This is a genomic window from Tardiphaga robiniae, assembly GCF_001618955.1.
Classification (GTDB): Bacteria; Pseudomonadota; Alphaproteobacteria; order Rhizobiales; family Xanthobacteraceae; genus Tardiphaga; species Tardiphaga robiniae_A.
Genome location: NZ_LVYV01000034.1, coordinates 1 through 23,555 on the forward strand (window position 1 = coordinate 1; position 23,555 = coordinate 23,555).

A 23,555-nucleotide genomic window follows, 5' to 3' on the forward strand; every position below is an offset into this window, starting at 1 on the left:
CAGTGGCAGTGCTGGCGCAGATCCGTCCTGCCCGAAGACAGACGTCACCCATGAACCGCGTAACGCCGCATCTCCGGCGTCCACCGCATCCAGCCCCGCGAACGTGACGATCGCGCTCGCCCCTCTCATCGGGCCGGACGGAAGAGATAATAATCCTGATAGGGATATTGTCAACGAAAAATAGGAAAAAAGGTTTTGGCGCTGTCGCCGCCTCCAGCTCGTCATTCCGGGGCGTGGCCGGCGTAAGCCGGACGCGACCCCGGAATCCCAGCATGTTCAGCAAAACACCTCAAGATTCCGGGTTCGCACTACGCGGCTGCGCCGCTTCGTGCGCCCCGGAATGACGAGCAAGGAGGCCCCGGAATGACAGTGTTGGAGAGGGAACGCAGTCTACAGGCAACGCCGCCGAAAACTGCGGCTTGCTTCTTTCGCCCTCTGCTGCAATCTGGATGGATCACTGTCAGTCACTCCAATTACGAGATTCCACGGATGAGCCAGCTCAAAGTCCATGTCGGCGACTTCACCTTCGACGCGAAATTCGAGGAGAAGGACGCCCCCAAGACCGTCGCCGCCTTCAAGAAGGCGATGCCGTTTGTCAGCCAGGCGATCCATGTGCGCTGGAGCGGCGAGGGCGTCTGGATGCCGCTTGGCGATCTCGATTTCGGCGTGCCCTATGAGAACCACACCAGCTTTCCGGCGCCGGGCCACATCATCCTGTATCCGGGCGGCATCAGCGAGACCGAGATCCTGCTGGCCTATAGCGGCGTGCATTTCGCCAGCAAGATGGGTCAGCTCGCCGGTAACCATTTCATTACGCTGACCTCGAATCTCGAAAATCTGAAAGAGATGGGCAAGACCGTGCTCTGGAAGGGTGCGCAACCCGTCCGTTTCGAGATGGTCTGATGACATCAGGCGATTATCCCCAAGGTCTTTATCCAAGAGACCTCCGTGGCTACGGCCGCACGCCGCCCGATCCGAAATGGCCGGATGGCGCCCGCGTGGCGGTGCAGTTCGTCGTCAATTTCGAAGAGGGCGGCGAGAACAACATTCTGCATGGCGATCGCGCCTCGGAAGCGTTTCTCTCGGATGTGCTGGGTGCGCAGCCCTGGCCGGGCCAGCGCCATGCCAATATCGAATCCATGTTCGAATATGGCTCGCGCGCCGGCTTCTGGCGGCTGTGGCGGATGTTCACCGAACGCAACATGCCGACCACGGTGTTCGGCGTCGCGACAGCGCTGCAACGCAATCCCGAAATCGTCGCCGCCATGCAGGAGGCGAAGTGGGATATCGCCAGCCACAGTCTGAAGTGGATCGAGCACAAGGATATGTCGGAGCCCGAGGAGCGCTTCGAGATCGCCGAGGCGATCCGCGTGCATACCGAGGCGACCGGCGCGCGCCCGACCGGCTGGTACACCGGCCGCAGTTCGATCAACACCATTCGCCTGCTGATGGAAGCCGGTGGCTTCAAGTATCTGTGCGATAGCTATGCCGACGATCTGCCGTACTGGATCAAGGGACCCAGCGAACCGCAGCTCATCATTCCCTATACGCTCGATGCCAATGACATGCGTTTCGTCAATCCGCAGGGTTTTGGTGGCGGCGACGAGTTCTTCACTTACCTGAAGGATTCGTTCGATGTGCTGTATGCCGAAGGCGCGACGTCGCCGAAGATGATGACCGTGGGCCTGCATTGCCGCGTCGTCGGTCGTCCCGGTCGTGCGGCGTCGCTGATGCGGTTCCTCGATTACATCGCGAGCCACGAGCGCGTCTGGGTGCCGACGCGTCTTGATATCGCTGAGCACTGGCACGCCAATCTGAAACATCTCGCCGCCGACGCCCGTGCCATCGGGTAGACCAGGATTGGGATAGCGCTTGCCATGACCGAAAAGACGCTCCACGAACTCAACAGCTGCAGCAAAGTGGATTTCGTCGCAGCGCTGGCGAATATCTTCGAGTATTCGCCGTGGATCGCGGAGAAGGCTGCGGACAACCGGCCTTTCGCGGGCGTGAAGCAGTTGTTTGCGGCGATGCGCAAGGTGGTCGAGGAGGCGGCTGCAGGCCAGCGGCTGGCGCTGATCAAGGCGCATCCGGACCTTGCCGATAAAACGCAACGGGGCGATCTCCTGACGGCAGAATCCAATGCCGAGCAGAACAGCGCCGGGCTCGACCGGCTCTCGGAAGCCGAATATGCCGCCTTCGATCGCGTCAACAATGCCTATCGTGCCAAGTTCGGCTTCCCCTATATCGTCTGCGTTCGCCGCCACACCAAGGATTCCATCCTGGCGGATTTCGAGAAGCGGTTGCCCAACGACCCGGCCGCCGAGGTCACCGCATCGGTTGCCGAAATCTGCAAGATCGCGGCATTGCGCACCGATCTGCTGGTCAACGGGCCGGATCGCCTACAGGTGCATGGCCGGCTCTCGACCCATGTGCTCGATACCCATAGCGGTCGGCCTGCAGCGGGGATTTCGGTCGAACTGGTCGAATTGTCGAAGCTCAGCGTCAGCCGCGTGATTGCGCGCACGCTGACAAATCACGACGGCCGCACCGATGTGCCGCTGATCGCCGGCAGGCCGGTGCCGATCGGAGGCTATGAACTGACTTTCAAGGTTGGGAGCTATTTTGCGGAGCGGGGCGTGCCGATGTCCGATCCGCCGTTCCTCGACGAGATCCCGTTGCGCTTTTCCGTCTATGAGCCCGAAGGCCATCTCCACGTGCCGCTGCTGGTAACGCCGTGGAGCTATGGGACCTATCGAGGGAGCTGAGATTTCCTTCCCCCCGCTTGCGGGGAGAAGGTGGCGTCGCGAAGCGACGACGGATGAGGGGGAGCCAGCGAGTAAAACACTGGCTCCCCCTCACCCGACTTCCACGCGCTTCGCGCGTTCCAGTCGACCTCTCCCCGCAAGCGGGGAGAGGATAAGAAAAAAGACGTCAACCGGGAGAGACACCATGCGCCACATCATTCGTTCGCTGCTCGTGCTCGGCTGCGCCGTCGCCTCGACGCCCAGCGCCTTGGCCTCCGAAGTCCATGTGATGATCTCCGGCGGCTTCACGGCGGCCTACAAGGAACTGGTGCCGCAATTCGAGAAGGCGACGGGCAATACGGTCGTCACGGCCTATGGGCCGTCGATGGGGGAGACGCCGCAGGCGATCCCAATGCGGCTCGCGCGGGGCGAGCCGGCCGATGTGCTGATCATGGTGGGCTACGCGTTGGGTGATCTCGTCAGCAAGGGCAAGGTGATCGCCGACAGCCGCGTCGATCTCGCGGATTCGCCCATTGGCGTTGTCGTGAAGGAGGGCGCGCCGAAGCCGGACCTGTCCTCTGCGGATACGCTGAAGGTTGCGCTGTTGAAGACCAGGACCGTGGCTTATTCGGACAGCGCCAGCGGTGTGTATGTCAGCAAGGAGATGTTCGAGAAGCTCGGCATTGCCGACGCCATGAAGGACAAGGCGCGCAAGATCCCGGCGACGCCGGTCGGCGAGATCGTCGCCAGGGGCGAGGCCGAGATCGGCTTTCAGCAGATCAGCGAATTGAAACCGGTCAAGGGCATCGAGATCGTCGGCCCGTTGCCGGCGGAGCTGCAGAAGATCACCGTGTTCTCTGCAGGGCTCGCGAGCAATGCGCCGCAGCCCGAGGCGGGCAAGGCGCTGATCGCGTTTCTGTCCTCGAAGCAGGCCGCGCCTGTGATCGTGGCGAGCGGGCTCGAGCCGAAGGTGAAGTAGGGCAGGTAAACGGCTTACTTAACCTCTCCCCGCTCTGCGCGGGGAGAGGTCGCCGCGTCTTCGCGGCGGGTGAGGGGCGAGGCCCCCGCCTACCACGGCGATGGACTTTGCGGTTCGCAAGCGCCCCTCACCCCAGCCCTCTCGCCGCAACTGCGGGGCGAGGGAGCGAGAGGCCGGCGTGTCGTAACTAATGCGTCGCAGCCGCAGCCACGCCCGCCGCTTCGGCTTTTGCGGTCTCGGCACTGCTGACGCCATTGAAGAACGCGTTGAGGATCACGGCCACCAGCGCGCAAAGCAGGATGCCCGACTCCAGCAGCGGATGCAGGTCATGCGGCAGCGCCTTGAAGAAGTTCGGTGACACCAGCGGGATCATGCCGAAGCCGACGGAGATGGCGACCACGAACAGGTTGCGCTGGTTGGTCTTGAAATCGACCGCGGTGAGGATGCGGGCACCGGTCGCAGCGACCATGCCGAACATCACAAGGCCGGCGCCGCCGAGCACGACCTGCGGCACGGATTCCACCAGCGCGGCCATCTTCGGCAGCAGGCCGAGCACCAGCATGATGCCGCCGCCGGCAATGGTCACCCAGCGGGAGCGCACGCCGGTGATCCCGACAAGGCCGACATTCTGCGAGAACGACGTGTAGGGGAAGGTATTGAAGATACCGCCAAGGAACGTGCCGACACCGTCGGCGCGCAGGCCCTTGGTCAGTGCGTCCCTGTCGACTTTCCTGTCGGTCATCTCGCCGAGTGCCAGGAACATACCGAGGGATTCGATCATGACCACGATCATCACGATGCACATGGTGACGATCGGGACGAGATGGAATTGCGGCATGCCGAAATGGAACGGCAGTACGATGTCGACCCAGCCGGCGGTGCCGACCTTGTCGAAATGCATCACGCCCAGCACGCTGGCAAGGACGGCGCCGGCGATGATTCCGAGCAGCACCGAGACATTGGACAGAAAGCCGGTACCCCATTTGATCAGAGCGAGGATCACGACCAGCACGAACAGCGCGATGCCGAGCCCCTGCAACTGGCCGTAAGCCGGATTGGGGAATGTGTGCGGAACGCCATCGATGACCTTGGTGAACATGGGTAGTCCGCCACCAGCCCAGTTGATACCAACGCGCATCAGGGAGATGCCGATCACCATGATGATGGTGCCGGTGACCACAGGCGGAAACAGCGGCAGCAGCCGGCTGATGAAAGGCGCGATAATGATGCCGAAGATTCCGGCAGCGATGACCGAACCATAGATGCCGAGCAGGCCGATATCCGGGGCGGCGGCCATCGACAGCATCGGGCCGACCGAGGCGAAGGTGACGCCCATCATGACAGGCAAGCGGATGCCGACACCGGGAAAGCCGATACACTGGACCAGGGTCGCAAGGCCGCAAGCGAACAGGTCGGCGGAGATCAGGAAGGCGACGTCCTGAGGTGGCAGCTTCAGGGCGCGGCCGATAATGAGCGGCACCGCCACGGCGCCGGCATACATCACCAGCACATGCTGCAGACCCAGCGCGAGGAGGCGCGGGGTCGGGAGGACCTCGTCGACGGGATGGACGCTCGTTGTCATTGATCTAGCCCCTTGCTTAGGTGATGAAATGTCGTGGCAATATGATCGACAGATACAAGCCTCGTGCCAGACGCCGCTGAAAGCCGTTTCGCCCCGGTGGTGTGGTGACCGGTGGCACGAAGGTTGCTCGATACTAAGCATTGCTGAAATATATTGCCCGGCGACTGGGGTTCCCTGGTCGCCAACACAGACTGGAGGTCGCGCGTGCCGCTCATCAAGAACAGATATGGAAAAGGCCGTGTCCGGATCATGCGGATCCATCGCGACGGCGACAAGCAGGACGTCAGCCAGCTCAGCATCAAGGCGATGCTGGAAGGCGATTTCGGCCGGGCCTATACCGACGCGGACAACTCCACCTCGACATCCACGGACACCATCAAGAACATCGTCAATGTGGTGGCGCGCGAAAACACCGCGCTCTCGACGGAGGAGTTCTGTCAGGTGCTGGCGAAGCGCTATCTCGACCTGTATCCGCAGGCCCGTTCCGTCAGCATCACGGCGCATGAGACCAAGTGGGCGCGACTGGCCGTCGATGGCGAACTACACCCGCACGCATTCCTGCTCGACAGCAACGGCAAGCCGACCGTCGAGATCCATGCCACGCGCGACGGCATGACCATGAGCTCCGGTCTCGATAACTTCACCTTCATGAAGTCGACGCAGTCCGGCTGGGAGAACTACTACACGGACAAATATTCCACGATCCAGCCGACCAATGACCGCATCTGCGCGACATCGATGGTGGCGTCGTGGACATGGTCCGGCAAGCCCGCCAGCTATCCCGCGACCAATGCGAAGATCCTCGATATCCTGCTGAAGGAATTCGCGACCACCTATAGTCCGAGCGTACAGAACAGCCTGTACCGCATGGGCGAGAAGGTGCTGGCCGCCGTGCCAGAAATTTCCGAGATCAGCATGGCCTGCCCGAACATCCACTACATCCCCATGAATCTCTCGGCCTTTGGTCTCGATAACAACAACGACGTGTTCCTGCCGACGGACGAGCCGCACGGGCAGATCGAATGCACGGTGGGGCGGGGGTAGTTTTGCTTAACCTCTCCCCGCTCTGCGCGGGGAGAGGTCGCCGCGTCTTCGCGGCGGGTGAGGGGCCGCGGACGCAGCTAACCACATCGATAGCCAATCGGGTCGTTCAGTTGCGGTGATACCGATCCGATGGAATGAGTTTGCTTCGGGCGCCGTGCCATGCCCCTCACCCGACCGGCTTCGCTGCGCTTCGCCGGGCGACCTCTCCCCGCAAAGGGCGGGGAGAGGTTAGGAACAGCACGCTGCTACGACTTCCCGAACCTCTTCTGCAATTCCGGAAAAATCCGGTCCGGCTTGAACGGCACCTGTGTAAACCGGATGCCGGTGGCGTCGAACAGTGCGTTGCCCAAGGCGGCCGCAACGGGATTATACGGGCTTTCGCTCATCGACTTCGCACCCAATGGGCCGATCGCATCATAGGTATCGGCGAAATACACGTCAGTCCGCGGCACGTCCGCGAACGACGGCAAATGATAGTCGCGGAATTTCGGATTGACGACGCGGCCGCGTTCGTCGATCACCATCTCCTCATAGAGCGTCGCCCCGAGCGATTGCGCGACGCCGCCTTCGATCTGGCCGCGGAGCTGCATCGGATTGGCGACGGCGCCAGCGTCCGCAGCCTGCACGCTCTTGAGAACCCTGATCGCACCGGTACCCTTGTTCACCGCCACGCGAAATCCCTGGACGTTGAAGGCGACCGAACGCGGGGTGCCACCCGACGTTCCGGTGGCGCTGCGTGCGTTGCTGTCCGCCTGCATCGCCGCCACCAGCTTTTGCGCCGCGTCATGGGTGGCTTTGCCAGCGACGAATGTGCCGGCGCTGCCATAGGCGCCGGTGTCGTGGCCGCCGTTCCTCGTATCGGACTGGCGCAGATGAATCTGCTCCACAGTGCAGCCAAGCGTCGTGGCGGCGATCTGCCGGTGCACCGTCGCGGTGCCATTGCCGAATTCGGCGGTGCCGACCGTGAGATCGTAACCGCCGTCGTCGCGTTTGGTGATGACGACTTCGGCGATGTGGCCCTGCGGCGGCACGGTGTCGATCATGGTGAGCGCGATGCCGTCGCCGATCAGCCAGTTGTCATCGAGATCGTGCTTCGTCTTCACCTGCATCGCGCGCTCGACCAGATCGAGGCACTGGTCGAGGCCGTAACTGCCGATTGTCACGTCGTCATAATGCGTGCCGGCTGGCGACAGCATGGGATCGCCGGGCTTGATGACGTTGTGCCGGCGGAAATCATACGGGCTGATGCCGAGCTGCGCGGCGAGATTGTCGATGGCGGCTTCCACCGCGAACAGCGTCTGCGGCAGGCCGTAGCCGCGAAACGCACCGGCCGGCACCGTGTTGGTATAGGCGACGACAGCATCGACCTTCTTGTTGGTGCAGTTATAGACGCCGAGCGATTCGCCGCAGGCGTGAAACAGCACCGGGCCCGCATGATTGCCATAGGCGCCAGTGTTGGAAAGCACGTCGAGCTGCAATGCGGTGAGCTTGCCGTGCTTGTCGGCGCCGGCCTTGACCGTGACGCGCATCGGATGACGCGTCGATGTGGCGATGAATTGCTCCTCGCGGGTCAGTTCCCATTTCACCGGGCGGCCGGTCTTGAGCGCGGCCAGCGCGAGAATGTCTTCGACGAACATCTCCTGCTTGCCGCCGAAGCCGCCGCCGACGCGTTCGCAGAACACGCGGACCTTGTCGGAGGGAAGGCCATAGAGCTGCGCAAGTGCACGCCGCGTCAGGAACGGCGTCTGCGTGCTGGAGCGCACGTTCAACACGCCGTCTGCATCGAGCCACGCCATGCCGCCATGGGTCTCGAGATGGCCGTGCTGCACGCGTTGCGTGGTGAATGTGCCCTCATAGGTGGCGGCCGACGCCGCCAGTGCCGCCGCGACATCGCCGAATTCGCCGTGTGTTTCGGCGATGACGTTGCGTGCCGCATCGCTGACGCGATGTGTAGGCGTCTTGTCGGGGTGAATGATCGGTGCGCCGGGCGCGATGGCGGCAGCGGGATCGAATACCGCGGGCAGGATGTCATAGACGACGTCGATGCGGCGGCAAGCTTCCTCGGCTATCGCTTCGCTTTCCGCGACCACGGCTACAACCTTCTGGCCGATGAAGCGCGCGACATCGTCGAGCACCCGCGTATCCTCGGGATCCATTGCATCGATCTCGTGGCGCGCGGTCGAGAACAGCGTGGCCGGAGTATCCGCATGGGTCAAGACCGCATGAACACCCGGCATGGCGCGCGCTACGGACGTGTCGATGGAGACGACACGCGCATGCGGATGTGGTGAGCGCAGCATCTTGAGATGCAGCAAGCGGTCCATGGTGACGTCAAATGTGTAGCGCGCCTTGCCCGTCACCACCTGGGGACCAGCGGGGGCGGGCAGGTTGCGGCCGAAGGCGGTGCCGGGCTCGGCGTCTTCCACATTGGACTTGCCATCGAGTGCGTCTTCGATCGCGCGATAGCCCGTGCAGCGACACAGATTGCCTTTCAACGCCGCTCCGAGATCGGCACGCTGTGCCTGATTGAGCGACGCGCAGGTCACAATCATGCCGGATGTGCAGAAGCCGCACTGGAATCCCTGTGCGTCCAGGAACGCCTGCTGCATCGGATGGATGCCGCCGTCGGACGCGAGACCTTCGATGGTGGTGACGGCATGACCTTCGGCGCGAAATGCCGGGATGATGCAGCTATGCACCGGCTCGCCATCGAGCAGCACGGTGCAGGCGCCGCAGTCGCCGGCATCGCAGCCTTTCTTGACGCCGAAATGGCCGAGCTCGCGCAGGAAGGTGCGCAGACATTGGCCGGCTTGCGGTTGCTGCGAAAAGCTGTGGCCGTTGATCTCGAAACTCATGGCCTGATGCTCCGCAGCTCGGCGCGGATTTCTTCCGCGAGCCGCAGCGTCATCTGCTTGCGCCAGGCCGGTTTGCCGTGAACGTCGTCGTGATAGAGGTTGTCCGGAACCCGGTCGAGGATTGCTTCTTCGAGCGTATCGGCATCGGGAAGTGCCGGAAGCACGATGCGGACAGGATGCTTCGTCGATGCCGTGATCGTCAGCCGCAAGCCATCCTCATCAAGGCTTCCTATCAGCAGCGCAGCAGATCGCCCGACCGGCGTCAGCGAGATCTGCCGAAACGCCGAGCGTCGTTTGAAGGCTGCAAGCGGAATGGCGATGCTGCGCAGGAGATCGCCTGAGTGCAGCACATTGCTTTGATTGCCGGTGACGAAGTCCACGACATCGATCGTGTCTACGCTGCCATCCGCCTTCCAGATCGTGCAGCGGCCATCGAGCGCTGCGGTGAGGGCGATCATCGGGCCGGCGGGCAGCGACATGCAGAGATTGCCACCGACCGTTGCGGTCTTCCAGATCTTGAAGGAAGCGAGAAAGGCGCGGCAACATTGATTGATAAGCGGCGACGCGATCCAGTCGGGCGGGCAGGGCAGCGCGTCGAGCTGTGCGACCGTGCATGTCGCGGCGATCTGCAATTCGCTGTCGGTGATGGTGAGGGCCGGCCATTTGAGATCGGTGAGGTCGATCAGCCGCGTCAGGTGGGTCTGCGGTTCGGAAAAAAGCCAGGTGCCCCCGGCGAGCCATGCATCCCCGGCACTCCATGTCGGTAGCTGTTCCCGCGTCTGCGGGCGGGCGACGGACGTGACCGTATTCAAATCCATAGGGCGGTTATGCTTTCACTCGGCAATGACCCCTTGAAGTATCATCGTGAACCTTGCAAGACCGACGCCAAGTCGAGGGTAAGCCTAGACCGATCTTGAGCAGATCGAAGTATTCGCGGCTGGTCCCTGAATTGCAAGGTCGGGTCCATGACCGAAGGAGATGAGCCATGACAGAAACGCAGGCCACCTGGATCAAAGATCCGCTCGGTATTTTTGCCGAGGGGGCCGAGCGCGGTGTTATCATCAAGGGCGGCCGGATCGTCGAACTGGTGCCGGCCGGCGGCCAGCCGGCGACAGCGGATTTGGCGGTCTACGATGCTGGCGCCCATGTGGTGCTGCCGGGACTGATCAATACGCATCATCACTTCTATCAGACGCTGACCCGCGCATTGCCGGCGGCGCTGGATCGCGAGCTGTTTCCCTGGCTGCAGGCCCTCTACCCGGTCTGGGCGCGGTTGACGCCGGAAAATCTCCATCTCGGCGTCAGCGTGGCGATGTCGGAATTGCTGCTGTCGGGCTGCACCACGACTACCGATCACCACTATGTGTTTCCTGTCGGGCTCGAGCAGTCCGTCGATATCGAAGTGGCGGTCGCGCAACGCCTCGGCATGCGCGTGCTGCTGACGCGGGGATCGATGAACCGCTCGCAGCGCGACGGCGGCCTGCCGCCGGATAGCGTGGTGCAGGACGAGGATACGATCCTCGCCGATAGTGAACGTGTGGTGGCTAAATTCCATCAGCGCGGGGCGGATGCCATGGTGCAGATCGCACTGGCGCCGTGCTCGCCGTTTTCGGTAACGACGTCGCTGATGGCGTCGACCGCGGCGCTGGCGGACAAGCTCGATGTCCGCCTGCATACGCATCTCGGCGAGACCGAGGACGAGAACCGCTATTGCGAGGAGATCTATGGCTGCCGTCCCCTCGACTATCTCGAACAGACCGGCTGGCTGAACAGGCGCACATGGCTGGCGCATGGCATTCATTTCAATGGGGCGGAGATGCTGCGGCTGGGCAAGGCCGGGACCACCATCAGCCATTGCTCCTGCAGCAACCAGCTTCTGGCCTCCGGTTGCTGTCCGGTCTGCGAGATGGAAGACGCGGGCGTCGGTATCGGCCTCGGCGTCGACGGCTCGGCATCGAATGACGGATCGAATCTGATGCAGGAAGTGCGCGCGGCATTTCTGCTGCAGCGGGCGCGTTACGGCGTCGGGCGTGTGAGCCACAAGGATGCGTTACGCTGGGCGACGAAGGGCTCGGCGGCCTGTGTCGGCCGTCCGGAGCTCGGCGAGATCGCGGTCGGCAAGATGGCGGATCTCGCGCTGTTCAAGCTCGACGAGCTGCGCTTCTCCGGCCATGGCGATCCCCTGGCGGCACTCGTGCTGTGCGGTGCGCATCGCGCGGACCGGGTGATGGTCGGCGGTGCGTGGCGCGTGATCGACGGTGCGATCCCGGGGCTGGATGTCGGTGATCTGATACGCCGGCACAGTGCAGCGGCGAAGGCGATGCAGGCGGGGTAGTGCTTACTTTCTTCCCCTCTCCTCCAGCGAAGCGAAGCTTCGCGCAGTGGGAGAGGTTGGATCGAACATGCAAAGCATGTTCGAGACGGGAGAGGGGGCGCCACAAGCGCCGGAGTTTGCGGCTCCCCCTCTCCCGCCTTCGCTTCGCCATAGCCGATGCCTTGCATCGGCGTCTCTTTTCCAACAACGGCGGCCGGAGGCCGCCTACGCACCCTCTCCCGCCAAGCGAAGCTTCGCTTCGCCTGGGGGAGAGGGGACGACAGCGTCCGCCTTACTTCCCCGGAATCTTGTCGTCGATGCCCTTCACATAGAAGTTCATGCCGAGCACCTGGCCGGGATCGAGCGCGTCGCCGCCCTTGCATTCCACTTCCTTGCCGTCCTGTCCCATGATCGGGCATTTGAACGGCTTCAGCGTGCCGGCGATGATCGCGGCCTCGGTGTCCATCGCCATCTTCTTCACGTCATCCGGCATGTTGGTATAGGGCGCCATCACCACCATCTTTTCTTTCAGGCCCGCCCAGGTGTCTTCCGACTTCCAGGTGCCATCGAGCGCCGCCTTGACGCGTTCGACGTAGTATGGACCCCAGTTATTGGTCACCGCGGTGAGCTGCGTCTTCGGGCCGAACTTGATCATGTCGGAGTCCTGGCCGAAGGCGAGCGCGCCGCGCTCGGAGGCGACCTGCATCGCGGCCGGCGAGTCCGTGTGCTGCATGATCACGTCGGCGCCCTGATCGAGCAGCGCCTTGGCTGCGTCGGCTTCCTTGCCGGGATCGAACCAGGTGTTGACCCAGATGATCTTGATCTTGATGTCCGGATTGATCTTCTGCGCGGCCACCATCGTGGCATTGATGCCGGAGATGACTTCCGGGATCGGGAACGAGCCGATGTAACCGAGCACGCCCTTCTTCGACATCTTGGCGGCGATCAGGCCCTGGATGTAACGGCCTTCGAAGAAGCGGCCGGAATAGCTCGACATGTTCTTGTCGCGCTTGAAGCCGGTGGCGTGTTCGAACATCACCTTGGGATGGCGCTTGGCGACCTTCAGCGTCGGATCCATATAGCCGAACGACGTGGTGAAGATGAGCTGATTGCCGGCACGCGCGAGCTGCTCGATGGAGCGCTCGGAATCCGGACCCTCACTGACATTTTCGAGATAGGTGGTCTCGATCTTGTCGCCGAACTCCTTGACGATCATCTGGCGGCCGACTTCGTGCTGATAGGTCCAGCCGAAATCGCCGACCGGGCCGATATAGACGAAGCCGACTTTCAGCTTGTCGGCGGCGACGGCTGCACCCAATCCGAGGCCGGTGGCCAGCAGTAGGGCGGCGGCTGCAAGTGCTTTCCTGTTCATACGCGTCTCCTGTTTGCGAGATAGTCTTGCGAGAATGTCTTTAGCGGTCGGGCACGAATACCGTGCCCAATGCGGCCGGCGCCGTGGAGCCGCCGCTGCGGGTGCGCGAGATCAGCACCAGCACGACGACGGTTGCGAGATAGGGCAATGCCGACATCAGTTGCGAGGGCACGCCGACGCCCCAACCCTGCGCGTGCAGTTGCAAGATCGAGACCGCGCCGAACAGATAGGCGCCGATCACGAGTCGCCCCGGCAGCCATGAGGCGAACACCACCAGCGCCAGCGCGATCCAGCCGCGGCCGGCGGTCATGCCGGGCACGAAGAACGGCGTATAGGCCAGCGGCAGATAGGCGCCGGCGAGACCCGCGCAGCCGCCGCCGAACATCACGGCGAGGGTCCGTATCTTCAGCACGGGATAGCCGAGCGCATGGGCGGAGACGTGATTGTCACCGATGGCGCGGAGGACCAGCCCCGCCCGGGTGCGATAGAGGAACCAGGACATGCCGATGATCAGCGCGAGCGAGACATAGACGAAGGCGTCTTCGCCGAACAGGATCTTGCCGACAAAGGGGAGTGTGGTCAGGCCGGGAATGTACAGCCGCGGCGCGGTGGCGATGCGCTCGCCGACGAAGCCGGCGCCGATCAGGCCGGAAACGCCGACGCCCAGAATGGTCAGCGCCAGACCGGTGGCGACCTGATTGACGGCGAGGCCAAGCGTCATCAGTGCAAATACCAGCGAAAGGACAACGCCCGCGAGAATCCCACACAGCGCACCGATGAGCGTCGAGCCGGTGGCCCAGGCGCCCGCAAAGCCGCAGGCTGCGCCGACGATCATCATGCCTTCGACGCCGAGATTGAGCACGCCGGCGCGCTCCACCAGCAGCTCGCCGGAGGCGGCGAGCAGCAGCGGTGTCGAGGCCGCGAGTACGGCAAGGATGATGGCTTCAAGCAGCTCCATCGGCGGCCTTTCGCTGCGGCATGATGAGCCTGATCCGGTACAGGATGAGGCTGTCGCAGGCGAGCACATAGAACAGCAGGATACCCTGAAACACCTTGGTGATATCGAGTGGGATCTTCATGGCGATCTGCGCTTGCTCCCCGCCGATAAATGTCAGCGCCAGGAAAAGCCCTGCAATTAGTATTCCAACCGGGTTGAGCCGTCCGAGAAATGCAACGATGATCGCGGTGAAGCCGTAGCCGGGCGAGATGCCGGGCTGCAGATGGCCGACCGGGCCGGCAACCTCGATGATCCCCGCGAGGCCGGCCAGCGCGCCGGAAATTGCGAAAGTCAGCAGCACGAGCTGGTTCGACGAGAAGCCGCCGAAGCGCGCCGCCCGAGGTGCTGCGCCAACCACGCGAATTTCAAAACCCTTGATGGTGCGGCCGAGCAGGACGGCAGCGGCAACAACGATCACCAGCGCGATGACCGCACCGAGATGCAGCCGTCCGCCTTCAAACAGCAAAGGCACGGTGGCGACCGGATCGAATTCGGCTGTGGTCGGGAAGTTGAAGCCGGCGGGATCGCGCCATGGACCACGGACGAGATAGTCGAGCAGCAGGTCGGCCACATAGACCAGCATCAGGCTGACCAGAATTTCGCTGGCGCCGAAGCGCACCTTGCAGAAGGCCGGGATCAACGCATAGAGCGCGCCCGCGATGGCACCGAGCAGCAGCATCGCCGGCAAGACCCAGACGCCGGCATCGGTGCCGTTGGTCTTCACCGCAAGCCAACTGCCCGCCACGGCACCGACGAGAAACTGTCCCTCTGCGCCGATATTCCAGACATTGGCGAGGTAACAAAGCGACAGGCCAATGGCGATCATCACCAGCGGCGCGGCTTTCACCGCGAGCTCCTGCAATGAATAGGCGTCGGTCAGCGGCGTGATGAAATAGACGTTGAGCGCCGCGATCGGATTCTTGCCGATGATCACGAACAGGATGCTCATGGTCACGATGGTCAGCCCGATGGCGATAACAGGCGATACCAGCGCGATGATGGTCGATCGCTCCGCGCGCTTCTCAAGCACCAACTGCATCGGGCACGTCCTTTGGCGTGAGTGCGCTGCCGCCCATCAGCAAGCCCAGCGTTTCCCTGTCGGCATCGGCCGTCATCAACGGTTCAGAGAGATGACCGTGGAACATCACGGCGATGCGGTCGGCGATATCAGCGAGTTCGTCAAGGTCCTGGCTGGTGACGAGGATGGCAGCGCCCGCAGCGGCAAGATCGAGCAGCGCCTGACGAATGACCGCGGCTGCACCCGCATCGACGCCCCAGGTCGGCTGACTCACCACCAGCACGATCGGATTGCGCAGGATCTCGCGGCCGACGATGAATTTCTGCAGGTTGCCGCCTGAGAGACTTGCGGCCTCCGGATCGCGTTTGGCCTTGCGCACATCGAAACTCGCGGTGGCGCGGTCGACGGTCGCGAGCGTCGCCGCCGTATTGATGAAACCGTTCTGCACCATGCCTGATGCAGCATGGCCGGTGAGCAGCGCGTTTTCCGACAATCTCATGCGCGGCGCGGTGCCGTGGCCGAGCCGCTCTTCGGGTACAAAGGCCGCGCCGAGCTTGCGGCGCGCGGTGATCGACAGATGTCCGGCGGCGTGACCGTCGATGACGATGGTGCCGGGATCTTTGGCGAGACGCTCGCCGGAGAGCGCCGCGAAGAACTCGTCCTGGCCGTTGCCAGCGACGCCGGCGATGCCGAGGATCTCGCCGCCCTTCAGCTCCAGCGAGATGTTCTTCAGATGCACGCCATGTGGTTCGTCGGGCGCGAGGCTGAGATCGTTGACCACGAGCCGCGGCACCGTGGTTTGCCTGTTGGCGGCAGCTTTGACCTGCTTGATCTCGGTGCCGACCATCATGCGCGCCAGCGATGCGGCAGTTTCCTCGCGCGGCAGACAGGTCGAGATTTTCTTGCCGCCGCGCAGGATGGTGGCGGTGTCGCAGAGCCGTTTCACTTCGTCCAGCTTGTGGCTGATGTAAAGGATCGCGCGGCCTTCCGACTTCAGGCGCTCCAGCACGACGAAGAGCTGATCAGCTTCCTGCGGCGTCAGCACGGCGGTGGGCTCGTCGAGGATCAGGAATTTCGGATTCTGCATCAGCACGCGCACGATCTCAATGCGCTGACGTTCGCCGACCGAGAGTTGCCAGACCTCGCGCTGGGGATCGAGCGGCAGGCCATATTGCTGCGACACCTGTTCGAGCCGCGCCGACATCGCCTTGAAGGATTCCTTGCCGTCGAGACCGAGCGCGACGTTCTCGGCGACGGTCAAATTGTCGAACAGCGAGAAATGCTGGAACACCATGCCGATGCCGCGGGCGCGTGCATCATGCGGGCCGGCGAGCACCATCTTCTCGCCCTGCCAGAGCATGTCGCCTTCGCTCGGCTGGATCAGGCCGTAGATGGTTTTGACGAGTGTGGATTTGCCGGCGCCATTCTCGCCGAGCAACGCGTGGATTTCCTGCGGACGGATCGCGATGTCGATGGCGTCATTGGCGAGGAAACTGCCATAGCGCTTGGTCAGACCGATGGTCTGCAGAAGCACCGTCCCCGAACGCGCGTGTCCCGATCCCGAATCCAACATTCGCTACTCACGCGTGAAAAGGAGGTTTGCGGCAAGTGTGTGCCGGATTGGAATGCAGCGTAAATCTCGAATAAGCGCCAGCGTCTGCCTTATTTTTGAACTGGATCGCTTTCTTGGGCGATTCCTGCCGACGCAATCGCGTGAGGTTCGGGCTTTTCATTGATTGAATGAAGTTTATTCGACTTTCGCATTGTATACTTGGTCCGAAGTGTTGCAGTTCTGGTACAGGTGCAACGAATTCGCGATCCGGATTTTCTCGTGTGTTGAGAAGTTGGGCAGTGATTTTCTTGCGGTGCAAACACGGAATCGCGGTGTGATTTCACCATCGGAGCTTCGCTCGAAAACCTGCGACAGAACGTCGCGAAACGCCAATCTTTACAGCCTCTAAGCGCGAGTCTCGCACGAGCTGGTATGGCGTCGTTTCACCGCTCTGAAAACACGATGCTTCAAGTATAAAATACTGATTTCATTGGGCATCCCTGATGAAATCCGTGGCAACTATTGGAAAAAGTTGAGGCTTCTCACCCGGACTGATTGCAACAACTCTCGCGCGAGAGGCACGCAATCATTGTCAACAGGTGGGGGTAATTCCAATGGCCAATCGTTTCCGAGCAATCGCAGCCGCGACGTTGCTGTCGCTAACAGCCATGGTGCCGACAGGCTCGGCAGGCGCCGCCGACATGGCGTCTATGCCAGTCAAGGCAAAGCCGATCCCGGATCTGCCGTTCTTCCTGCTGATCGATAACCGCTTCACCTATGCCTATCAGTGGGGGGCGGTCGATCCCGGCGTGACAAACGACACCACCAAGCAGGTCTTTGCTTTCACGCATTTCGACGTGTGGACCTACGGCACCAATTTCTTCAACATCGGTCTTGAGAAGGCCGGCAAGAGCAGCCCGGCTAATCCGTGCGCCGATCCGACCCGTCCGACCATCACAGGCTGTGAAGGTGCGACGGAGATCTACGGCCTGATCCGCAGCACCATCGGCTTCAACGAAGTCTTCAACACCAAAGCCTTCTCGATGGGGCCGCTGCGCAACGTGTCATTCGTGATCGGCGCGGATGGCAGTACGGAAAACCGGTTCTTCTCCGCTTCGAAGCGCGATGTCGTGACGGGTCTGCAGTTCGCCTTCGACCTGCCCTACAAGGGCTTCTTCAACGTCAATCCGCTATTCTACTATGAATTCGCAAACCGCAGCACGTTCACGCAGTGCGGTTACGCTTTGGCAGGAACGATTCCGGGGGTGACCTGTAACGCCGATGGCAACCGTCAATTCAACCCGACCTGGGCTGTTGAACTCAACTACTACATGGACCTCGGCTTCCTGCCGCCGAGCCTGCAGTATTTCTCCGTGAGCGGTCGTGCCGGTTTTTACGGGCCGAAGGGGTCTGAAAACGGCCAGATCCTCGGAACGGAAACCAAAATGGAAATCAACGCCGAACCAATCCGTTTGACCTTCGACGCCAGCAAGGCGATCTGGGGACAGAAATACGCACACAATGTCGATGTGTGGGTGGCGTATCGGCTCTGGAGGAACAAGTTCGGCCTCGACGAGAAGAACAGCTTTGCCTGTACGGTCGGCGCAGGCGCGGGCTCGTGCCGAGAGGACTCGCTTTATTCGGGCATCACCGTCAAGTTCTGATCTGACGTCCTGAACTGGTCCTTCAAGGTCTATTTGAAGGCAGGTGGCGTCGCGATATTCTCGCGGCGCCATCTGCCTTTTGCAAGCTCGTGCGAGTGCGCACTAGTGTGGACGCGCCCAGAATCTCTCGTGCTGGGCTGCTGCCTCGTCCTCGAGCAACGGACCGACGACCTCGATGCTCTTCTGCCCCGCGGCAAATACGTCGCGGCAAGGCAGATCCAGTGTGGGATTTTCCGGGTGATTGCCGGTGATCATCTTCAGGCGCTGTTCGCCGAGTCCATAAACCAGCCGTCCAATGCCGACCCAATAGATCGCGCCGGCGCACATGGCGCAGGGTTCTGCCGACGAATACAGCGTGAAGGTCTTTAGCTTGGTCTCGTCATAGGCAATCGAGGCTTCGCTGCACAGCAGCCGCTCAGCATGGGCGGTGCCGTCATGGGAGGGCATGAAAGCGTTACCGGCTTCCATCAGGACCTTGCCGTGTGCATCGACCAGGATCGCGCCGAACGGATGGTTGCCGCGCTCCATGGCTTTGCGTGCAGCGTCGAAAGAAAGCCTGAGAAGGGCCTCATCTCTACTTGACGAGTCTTGCTTGGCCATCAGGGGCTCCTGTCGTCCGGGTGTCGAAATCTGCTGGCTTCCCGCGAGGTCAAACGCGGATTCGCTTTGCCCCGCTGGCCGCACTAGTATTTACGACCTAAATCATTCAAATCCCAGCCGGGCCTGTGATCTGAACAAAGAAGCATGATTGCGATGGAAGAGAAAGTCGTCGGAGCTTCCGGCCAATCGCTCGGCGGCGAGATCGTCGAACGTATCAACGCGCTGGCTGCTATTTCGGAAGTGCCGGACAATATCACGCGAATATTCCTTACACCGGAACATCGTGCTGCCGCCGAACTGATCATCGGCTGGATGCAGGCAGCCGGTATGCGGGCGCGTATCGATGCGATCGGCAATGTCTGCGGACGCTACGATGGCGACCGGCCCGGCCTGCCGTGCCTGATGCTGGGCTCACATTACGACACCGTGCGCGATGCCGGCCGATGGGACGGGCCGCTCGGGATCGTCACGGCAATTTCCTGCGTCGGCGATCTCAATCGCCGTGGCGTGCGCCTGCCATTCGCCATCGAGATCGCTGCCTTTGCAGATGAGGAAGGCGTGCGCTTCGCGTCGACGCTGCTCGGCAGCCGTGCGGTGGCCGGGACTTTTGTCGAGAGCGTGCTCGGCGGCTGCGACAAAGCGGGCATCTCGATGCGCGAGGCGATGATCACCTTCGGCCTCGATCCCGATCACATCGGCGCCGCAGCGCGCGCGCCCGGCGAATTGCTCGCCTATCTCGAATTGCATATCGAGCAGGGGCCCGTGCTTGAAGCGCAGAAGCTTCCGGTAGGTGTCGTGACTGCCATTTCGGGTGCGACGCGGCTTGCTGTCGAGTTGCACGGCATGGCCGGTCATGCCGGCACGGTGCCGATGGCGATGCGACGCGATGCACTGGTGGGCGCTGCCGAATGTATCGTTGCGATCGAGGAGTTCTGCCAGTCGGACCGCGGCGGCCTTGTCGGCACCGTCGGCTATATCAATGCGATGCCGGGGGCGACCAATGTCATTCCCGGGCTGGTATCGTTCACCATGGATATCCGATCGCCAAAGGATTCCTATCGCAAGCTCGCGATCACCGACATGGTGCGCGAGATCGAGGCCATTGCCAAACAGCGCAAGCTCGATCTGCAGATCAACATCACCCATGAGAATCGCACGGTGCCGTGTGCGCCCTGGCTGCAGAAGCAGATCGCCGATGCAATTACTGCCGAGGGCTATCGCGCGTTCGAGCTGCCGAGTGGGGCCGGCCATGATGGCATGGCGATGACCGACATTGCCGATGTGGCGATGCTGTTCGTGCGGTGTCGTGGCGGCATCAGCCACAATCCTGCCGAGCATGTCGAGGATGCGGATGTCGAAGTCGGTGCGCGTGTGCTGCTGCGCGTGATCGAGAATTTCAAGCCGAAGATTTAATAGTAAGGCACAGTTGAATGGCAGACTTCCACGGTGTGTTTCCCTATCTGGTCTCGCCTGCCGATGACGAAGGGGGCATTCGCGCTAATGTGCTGGGCCGCTTGTGCGATGATCTCATCACTTCAGGTGTGCATGGCCTGACGCCGCTCGGCTCGACCGGCGAATTCGCCTATCTCAACCGCGAACAGCGCAGGACCGTGGTGCAGACCACGATCGATGCGGCAGGCGGGCGCGTGCCGGTGGTGGCGGGCGTGGCCTCGACCTCGACGGTCGATGCGGTGGCGCAGGCGAAGTCGTATCAGAAGCTCGGCGCCAACGGCATTCTGGCGATACTCGAGGCGTATTTCCCGCTCAAGGATGCACAGATCGAATCCTATTTCCGTGCCATCGCCGATGCCGTCGATATTCCGGTGGTGATCTACACCAATCCGCAATTCCAGCGCTCGGATCTGACGCTCGATGTGGTGGCGCGGCTCGCCGAGCATCCGCGCATTCAGTATATCAAGGATGCCTCGACCAATACCGGACGGTTGCTGTCGATCATCAACCGCTGCGGCGACAAACTGAAAGTGTTCGCCGCCTCGGCGCATATTCCGTCAGCCGTGATGCTGATCGGTGGCGTCGGCTGGATGGCGGGCCCGGCCTGCGTCGTGCCGAAGCAGAGCGTCGAACTCTACAATCTCTGCAAGGCGCATCGCTGGGACGAAGCCATGGTCTTGCAACGGCGGATGTGGCGGCTCAACGAGGCCTTCGCGCGCTACAATCTGGCGGCCTGCATCAAGACGGGCCTCGCGATCCAGGGCTATGAGGTCGGCGACCCCGTGGCCCCACAGCCGGCTTTGACCGCGGACGAGCGCAAGGTGATCGAGGCCGTTTTGCGGGATGTCGGCTGATCGATGTCGTTGCCGCCAGACGCGCAAACGAGCAGCGCTCATGCACATTCTGTCGCTCAGCCTTGTGCGGCTGGCCTGTTGGCTCACGCGGTCTTTCTGGGCTAGAAACCATACAGCCCGCCCGTAAGGCTCGCCATTGAAGGACGTCTGATGAACATTCTGCCCGGCAATCTGCGCTTCGGCGCCGGTCTTTCTCCCAAGCGCCTTGAAGACCAGAGACTCCTCACCGGGCAGGGCAAGTTCATCGATGACAGACCGGAAGACGGCGCGTTGTGGCTGCATTTGCTGCGCTCGCCGCATGCCCATGCCAAAATCGCCGCTATCGATGTAACCGCCGCCAAGGCGATGCCGGGCGTGCAGGCGGTCTATACGGGTGCCGATCTCGTGGCCGAGGATGTCGGCACGCTGCCGACGTTGCCAATTTTCAAGCGACCGGACGGCTCTGCGGCGACCTTTCCGCCGCGCCGTCTGCTGGCGCATGAATTCGTCCGCTTCGCCGGCGAGACGGTGGCTGCGATCGTCGCGACCTCGCGTGCTGCGGCGCAGCTCGCCGCCGAGGCGATCGACGTCAGTTACGATGTCCTGCCGGCGGTGGTCGATCCCATTGAGGCGATGAAGCCCGGCGCGCTGGCGGTCTGGCCGGAGGCGCCGGACAACATTGTCGCTGCGACCAGCTATGGCGATCCTGCCAAGGTCGAGGCCGCATTCGCTGCGGCGAAGCACACAGTCTCGCTCGATATCACCAGCCAGCGTCTGGTGCCGTCCGCCATGGAGCCACGCAGCACCATCGCTGAAGTCGACAAGAAGACCGGCAAGCTCACGCTTCATGTGCAGTCGCAAACGCCTGCATCGACCCGCGATATCTTGGCGGACTCGATCCTGAAGCGTCCGAAGGACAGTATCCGCGTGGTCGTCGGCGACATCGGTGGCGGGTTCGGCCAGAAGACCAGCCTGTATCCCGAAGACGGCATCGTCGCTTATGCGGCTGTGAAGCTCGGGCGAACCATCCGCTGGCGCGGCGATCGCACCGACGATTTCGTCGGTGGCACCCATGGCCGCGACCTGACCTCGACGGCGGAAATTGCGCTCGATGCCAAGGGCCGCATCCAGGCCTATCGGGTGCGCTCGATCGGCGGTACCGGCGCTTACATGTCAGGCACCGCGATCATCATTCCGCTGGTGCTCGGGCCATTTGTGCAGACCGGCGTCTATGATCTGCAGCTTGTGCATTACGACATCAAGGCTGTCATCACGAATACAGCACCGGTGGGTGCCTATCGTGGCGCCGGGCGACCGGAGGCTGTGTTCATCATCGAACGCCTGATCGATGCTGCCGCCCGCCAGATCGGCATGGATCCGCGCGCCATTCGCAAGGTGAACTACATCAAGCCGACGCAGTTTCCCTACAAGAACGCCGTCGGCCAGACCTATGACAGCGGCGCTTTCGCGCACATGCTCGACCGCGCCACCGAGCTCGCCGATTGGGATGGCTTCGCCGCGCGCAAGAAGGCGGCGAAGAAGAAGGGCCTGCTCTACGGCCGCGGGCTGACCAGCTATATCGAATGGACCGGCGGCCCGGGCACCACCGAGAAGGTCAATCTACGGGCGACGGCCAATGGGCGGGTCATCCTGCATTCTGGCACGATGGCGATGGGGCAGGGTCTGCAGACGGCCTATTCGCAGCTCGTCTCTGAAGCCCTTGGCATTGGCATCGACAAGATCGATGTGATCCAGGGCGATACCGATGTGATCGTTGGCATGGGGAGTGTCGGTTCGCGTTCGTTGTTCGTTGGCGGCACTGCCGCGGTGGTGTCGGCCGCCGACATGATCGCGAAGGCGCGCGAAAAGGCCGCCAACATGCTGGAGGCCTCGGTGGAGGACATCGAATATTCCGCGGGCTTCCTCACCGTCGTCGGCACCGACAAACGCGTTGGCCTGTTCGAGATCGCGAAGGCCGAAGACGGCGAGCAGCTTAGCGTCGAGTCGACCGGCGTGGCGGATGGGCCGACCTGGCCGAACGGCACGCATATTTGCGAGGTCGAGATCGATCCGGAAACCGGCATCACCAATGTCGTTCGCTACACCACGGTTGACGATGTTGGCGTGGCGGTGAATCCGATGCTGGTGACCGGCCAGATTCACGGTGGCGTGGCGCAGGGCATCGGTCAAGCGCTGTTCGAGAACACCTATTACGACGAGGATGGTCAGCTCATCACCGCGAGCTATCAGGACTATTGCATTCCGCGCGCGGGTGACTTGCCGCTCCTGTCAGTGACATTGGACGGCTCGGCGCCCTGCGTCACCAATCCGTTGGGATCGAAGGGCTGCGGCGAGTCCGGTGCGATCGGCGGCCCGCCCTGCATCGTCAATGGCGTTCTTGATGCCCTCGAACCGCTCGGTATCAAGCAGCTCAATACGCCGTTGTCGCCGCTTAAGGTGTGGGAAGCGATCAGGGGCGCAAGCGCAGCGCATGCCTGAGTTGGCTCAGGATGGGTTGAGCACGCGCTAAGCCCATCCTACGGATAACA

The 23,555-nt window shown here is 62.3% G+C and carries 19 protein-coding genes; 11 read left to right on the plus strand and 8 right to left on the minus strand.

All coding sequences use genetic code 11. The features are described from left to right. From A4A58_RS31285 to A4A58_RS20170, 5 genes are all read left to right on the plus strand, one after another. On the plus strand, nt 1-184 hold a 184-nt coding region (locus tag A4A58_RS31285; RefSeq protein ID WP_204378192.1), incomplete at its 5' end, for a hypothetical protein. A 305-nt stretch (nt 185-489) separates the two neighbouring features. Next, on the plus strand, nt 490-903 hold the full coding sequence (locus A4A58_RS20155) for a DUF3830 family protein (RefSeq protein WP_068735441.1): 414 nt from the start codon (nt 490-492) through the stop codon (nt 901-903). Continuing rightward, complete coding sequence (gene puuE / locus A4A58_RS20160) at nt 903-1,853, plus strand: allantoinase PuuE (protein WP_068735443.1); 951 nt, start codon at nt 903-905, stop codon at nt 1,851-1,853. The genes A4A58_RS20155 and puuE overlap by 1 nt, the downstream gene beginning before the upstream one ends. Before the next feature lie 24 nt (nt 1,854-1,877). Further along, nucleotides 1,878-2,765, plus strand: a complete 888-nt coding sequence (uraD, locus tag A4A58_RS20165; protein ID WP_068735445.1) for a 2-oxo-4-hydroxy-4-carboxy-5-ureidoimidazoline decarboxylase — start codon at nt 1,878-1,880, stop codon at nt 2,763-2,765. Nucleotides 2,766-2,949: 184 nt separating this feature from the next. Then, nucleotides 2,950-3,723: a substrate-binding domain-containing protein gene (locus A4A58_RS20170; RefSeq protein ID WP_068735447.1), complete on the plus strand. Its 774-nt coding sequence runs from the start codon at nt 2,950-2,952 to the stop codon at nt 3,721-3,723. Between the two features lie 187 nt (nt 3,724-3,910). Here A4A58_RS20170 and A4A58_RS20175 read toward each other — a convergent pair whose 3' ends face one another. Continuing rightward, a complete protein-coding gene (locus A4A58_RS20175; protein ID WP_068735449.1) occupies nt 3,911-5,305 on the minus strand; it encodes a nucleobase:cation symporter-2 family protein in 1,395 nt (464 codons plus the stop codon). Between the two features lie 204 nt (nt 5,306-5,509). On the opposite strand from A4A58_RS20175, the gene pucL reads away from it, so the two are divergent. Continuing rightward, on the plus strand, nt 5,510-6,349 hold the full coding sequence (gene pucL / locus A4A58_RS20180; protein WP_068735451.1) for a factor-independent urate hydroxylase: 840 nt from the start codon (nt 5,510-5,512) through the stop codon (nt 6,347-6,349). Between the two features lie 245 nt (nt 6,350-6,594). On the opposite strand, the gene A4A58_RS20185 is transcribed toward pucL, so the two are convergent. Together A4A58_RS20185 and A4A58_RS20190 are read right to left on the minus strand one after the other, a co-directional pair. Continuing rightward, on the minus strand, nt 6,595-9,204 hold the full coding sequence (locus A4A58_RS20185; protein ID WP_068735452.1) for a molybdopterin-dependent oxidoreductase: 2,610 nt from the start codon (nt 9,202-9,204) through the stop codon (nt 6,595-6,597). Further along, nucleotides 9,201-10,022, minus strand: a complete 822-nt coding sequence (locus A4A58_RS20190) for an FAD binding domain-containing protein (protein WP_068735454.1) — start codon at nt 10,020-10,022, stop codon at nt 9,201-9,203. The genes A4A58_RS20185 and A4A58_RS20190 overlap by 4 nt, the downstream gene beginning before the upstream one ends. A 167-nt stretch (nt 10,023-10,189) precedes the next feature. Here A4A58_RS20190 and A4A58_RS20195 point away from each other — a divergent pair, with 167 nt between their 5' ends. After that, nucleotides 10,190-11,539 carry an 8-oxoguanine deaminase gene (locus A4A58_RS20195; RefSeq protein ID WP_068735457.1) on the plus strand — a complete coding sequence of 450 codons (1,350 nt, stop codon included), beginning with the start codon at nt 10,190-10,192 and terminating at the stop codon, nt 11,537-11,539. A gap of 271 nt (nt 11,540-11,810) precedes the next feature. On the opposite strand, the gene A4A58_RS20200 is transcribed toward A4A58_RS20195, so the two are convergent. Genes A4A58_RS20200 through A4A58_RS20215 form a run of 4 tightly spaced genes read right to left on the minus strand, consistent with a single transcriptional unit; the run spans nt 11,811 to nt 16,478 of the window. Continuing rightward, a complete protein-coding gene (locus tag A4A58_RS20200) occupies nt 11,811-12,890 on the minus strand; it encodes a BMP family ABC transporter substrate-binding protein (protein WP_068735459.1) in 1,080 nt (359 codons plus the stop codon). A gap of 40 nt (nt 12,891-12,930) precedes the next feature. Further along, entirely contained in the window at nt 12,931-13,848 is a 918-nt protein-coding gene (locus tag A4A58_RS20205) for an ABC transporter permease (RefSeq protein ID WP_068735461.1), read from the minus strand. Next, nucleotides 13,835-14,926, minus strand: coding sequence for an ABC transporter permease (locus A4A58_RS20210; protein WP_068735463.1), 1,092 nt, complete (start codon nt 14,924-14,926; stop codon nt 13,835-13,837). Before A4A58_RS20210 ends, A4A58_RS20205 begins: the two co-directional genes overlap by 14 nt. Beyond that, nucleotides 14,910-16,478 carry an ABC transporter ATP-binding protein gene (locus A4A58_RS20215; RefSeq protein WP_068735465.1) on the minus strand — a complete coding sequence of 523 codons (1,569 nt, stop codon included), beginning with the start codon at nt 16,476-16,478 and terminating at the stop codon, nt 14,910-14,912. The genes A4A58_RS20210 and A4A58_RS20215 overlap by 17 nt, the downstream gene beginning before the upstream one ends. Before the next feature lie 593 nt (nt 16,479-17,071). Here A4A58_RS20215 and A4A58_RS20220 point away from each other — a divergent pair. After that, the gene (locus A4A58_RS20220; protein ID WP_068735467.1) at nt 17,072-18,121 is read left to right on the plus strand and encodes a hypothetical protein; all 1,050 of its coding nucleotides are present in this window, start codon (nt 17,072-17,074) and stop codon (nt 18,119-18,121) included. A gap of 102 nt (nt 18,122-18,223) precedes the next feature. Here the strand turns inward: A4A58_RS20220 and A4A58_RS20225 are convergent, their stop codons facing one another. Next, a complete protein-coding gene (locus tag A4A58_RS20225; protein WP_068735469.1) occupies nt 18,224-18,721 on the minus strand; it encodes a nucleoside deaminase in 498 nt (165 codons plus the stop codon). A 153-nt stretch (nt 18,722-18,874) separates the two neighbouring features. Between A4A58_RS20225 and A4A58_RS20230 the strand changes: the two genes are divergently transcribed. The 3 genes from A4A58_RS20230 (at nt 18,875) to A4A58_RS20240 (ending at nt 23,505) form a co-directional block, all read left to right on the plus strand. After that, a complete protein-coding gene (locus A4A58_RS20230) occupies nt 18,875-20,134 on the plus strand; it encodes an allantoate amidohydrolase (protein ID WP_068736239.1) in 1,260 nt (419 codons plus the stop codon). A 17-nt stretch (nt 20,135-20,151) separates the two neighbouring features. Continuing rightward, entirely contained in the window at nt 20,152-21,027 is an 876-nt protein-coding gene (locus A4A58_RS20235; protein WP_068735471.1) for a dihydrodipicolinate synthase family protein, read from the plus strand. Between the two features lie 150 nt (nt 21,028-21,177). Next, on the plus strand, nt 21,178-23,505 hold the full coding sequence (locus tag A4A58_RS20240) for a xanthine dehydrogenase family protein molybdopterin-binding subunit (RefSeq protein ID WP_068735473.1): 2,328 nt from the start codon (nt 21,178-21,180) through the stop codon (nt 23,503-23,505). Nucleotides 23,506-23,555: the final 50 nt, after the last annotated feature.

What these genes read in the sequence shown, in the direction of transcription:
- A4A58_RS20205 (WP_068735461.1), bottom strand. Translation starts at nt 13,848, where the DNA reads ATGGAGCTGCTTGAAGCCATCATCCTTGCCGTACTCGCGGCCTCGACA.
- A4A58_RS20210 (WP_068735463.1), bottom strand. Translation starts at nt 14,926, where the DNA reads ATGCAGTTGGTGCTTGAGAAGCGCGCGGAGCGATCGACCATCATCGCG.
- A4A58_RS20170 (WP_068735447.1), top strand. Translation starts at nt 2,950, where the DNA reads ATGCGCCACATCATTCGTTCGCTGCTCGTGCTCGGCTGCGCCGTCGCC.
- A4A58_RS20185 (WP_068735452.1), bottom strand. Translation starts at nt 9,204, where the DNA reads ATGAGTTTCGAGATCAACGGCCACAGCTTTTCGCAGCAACCGCAAGCC.
- A4A58_RS20200 (WP_068735459.1), bottom strand. Translation starts at nt 12,890, where the DNA reads ATGAACAGGAAAGCACTTGCAGCCGCCGCCCTACTGCTGGCCACCGGC.
- A4A58_RS20155 (WP_068735441.1), top strand. Translation starts at nt 490, where the DNA reads ATGAGCCAGCTCAAAGTCCATGTCGGCGACTTCACCTTCGACGCGAAA.
- A4A58_RS20220 (WP_068735467.1), top strand. Translation starts at nt 17,072, where the DNA reads ATGGCCAATCGTTTCCGAGCAATCGCAGCCGCGACGTTGCTGTCGCTA.
- A4A58_RS20215 (WP_068735465.1), bottom strand. Translation starts at nt 16,478, where the DNA reads ATGTTGGATTCGGGATCGGGACACGCGCGTTCGGGGACGGTGCTTCTG.
- A4A58_RS20225 (WP_068735469.1), bottom strand. Translation starts at nt 18,721, where the DNA reads ATGGCCAAGCAAGACTCGTCAAGTAGAGATGAGGCCCTTCTCAGGCTT.
- uraD (WP_068735445.1), top strand. Translation starts at nt 1,878, where the DNA reads ATGACCGAAAAGACGCTCCACGAACTCAACAGCTGCAGCAAAGTGGAT.
- A4A58_RS20195 (WP_068735457.1), top strand. Translation starts at nt 10,190, where the DNA reads ATGACAGAAACGCAGGCCACCTGGATCAAAGATCCGCTCGGTATTTTT.
- A4A58_RS20240 (WP_068735473.1), top strand. Translation starts at nt 21,178, where the DNA reads ATGAACATTCTGCCCGGCAATCTGCGCTTCGGCGCCGGTCTTTCTCCC.
- A4A58_RS20235 (WP_068735471.1), top strand. Translation starts at nt 20,152, where the DNA reads ATGGCAGACTTCCACGGTGTGTTTCCCTATCTGGTCTCGCCTGCCGAT.
- puuE (WP_068735443.1), top strand. Translation starts at nt 903, where the DNA reads ATGACATCAGGCGATTATCCCCAAGGTCTTTATCCAAGAGACCTCCGT.
- A4A58_RS20190 (WP_068735454.1), bottom strand. Translation starts at nt 10,022, where the DNA reads ATGGATTTGAATACGGTCACGTCCGTCGCCCGCCCGCAGACGCGGGAA.
- A4A58_RS20230 (WP_068736239.1), top strand. Translation starts at nt 18,875, where the DNA reads ATGGAAGAGAAAGTCGTCGGAGCTTCCGGCCAATCGCTCGGCGGCGAG.
- A4A58_RS20175 (WP_068735449.1), bottom strand. Translation starts at nt 5,305, where the DNA reads ATGACAACGAGCGTCCATCCCGTCGACGAGGTCCTCCCGACCCCGCGC.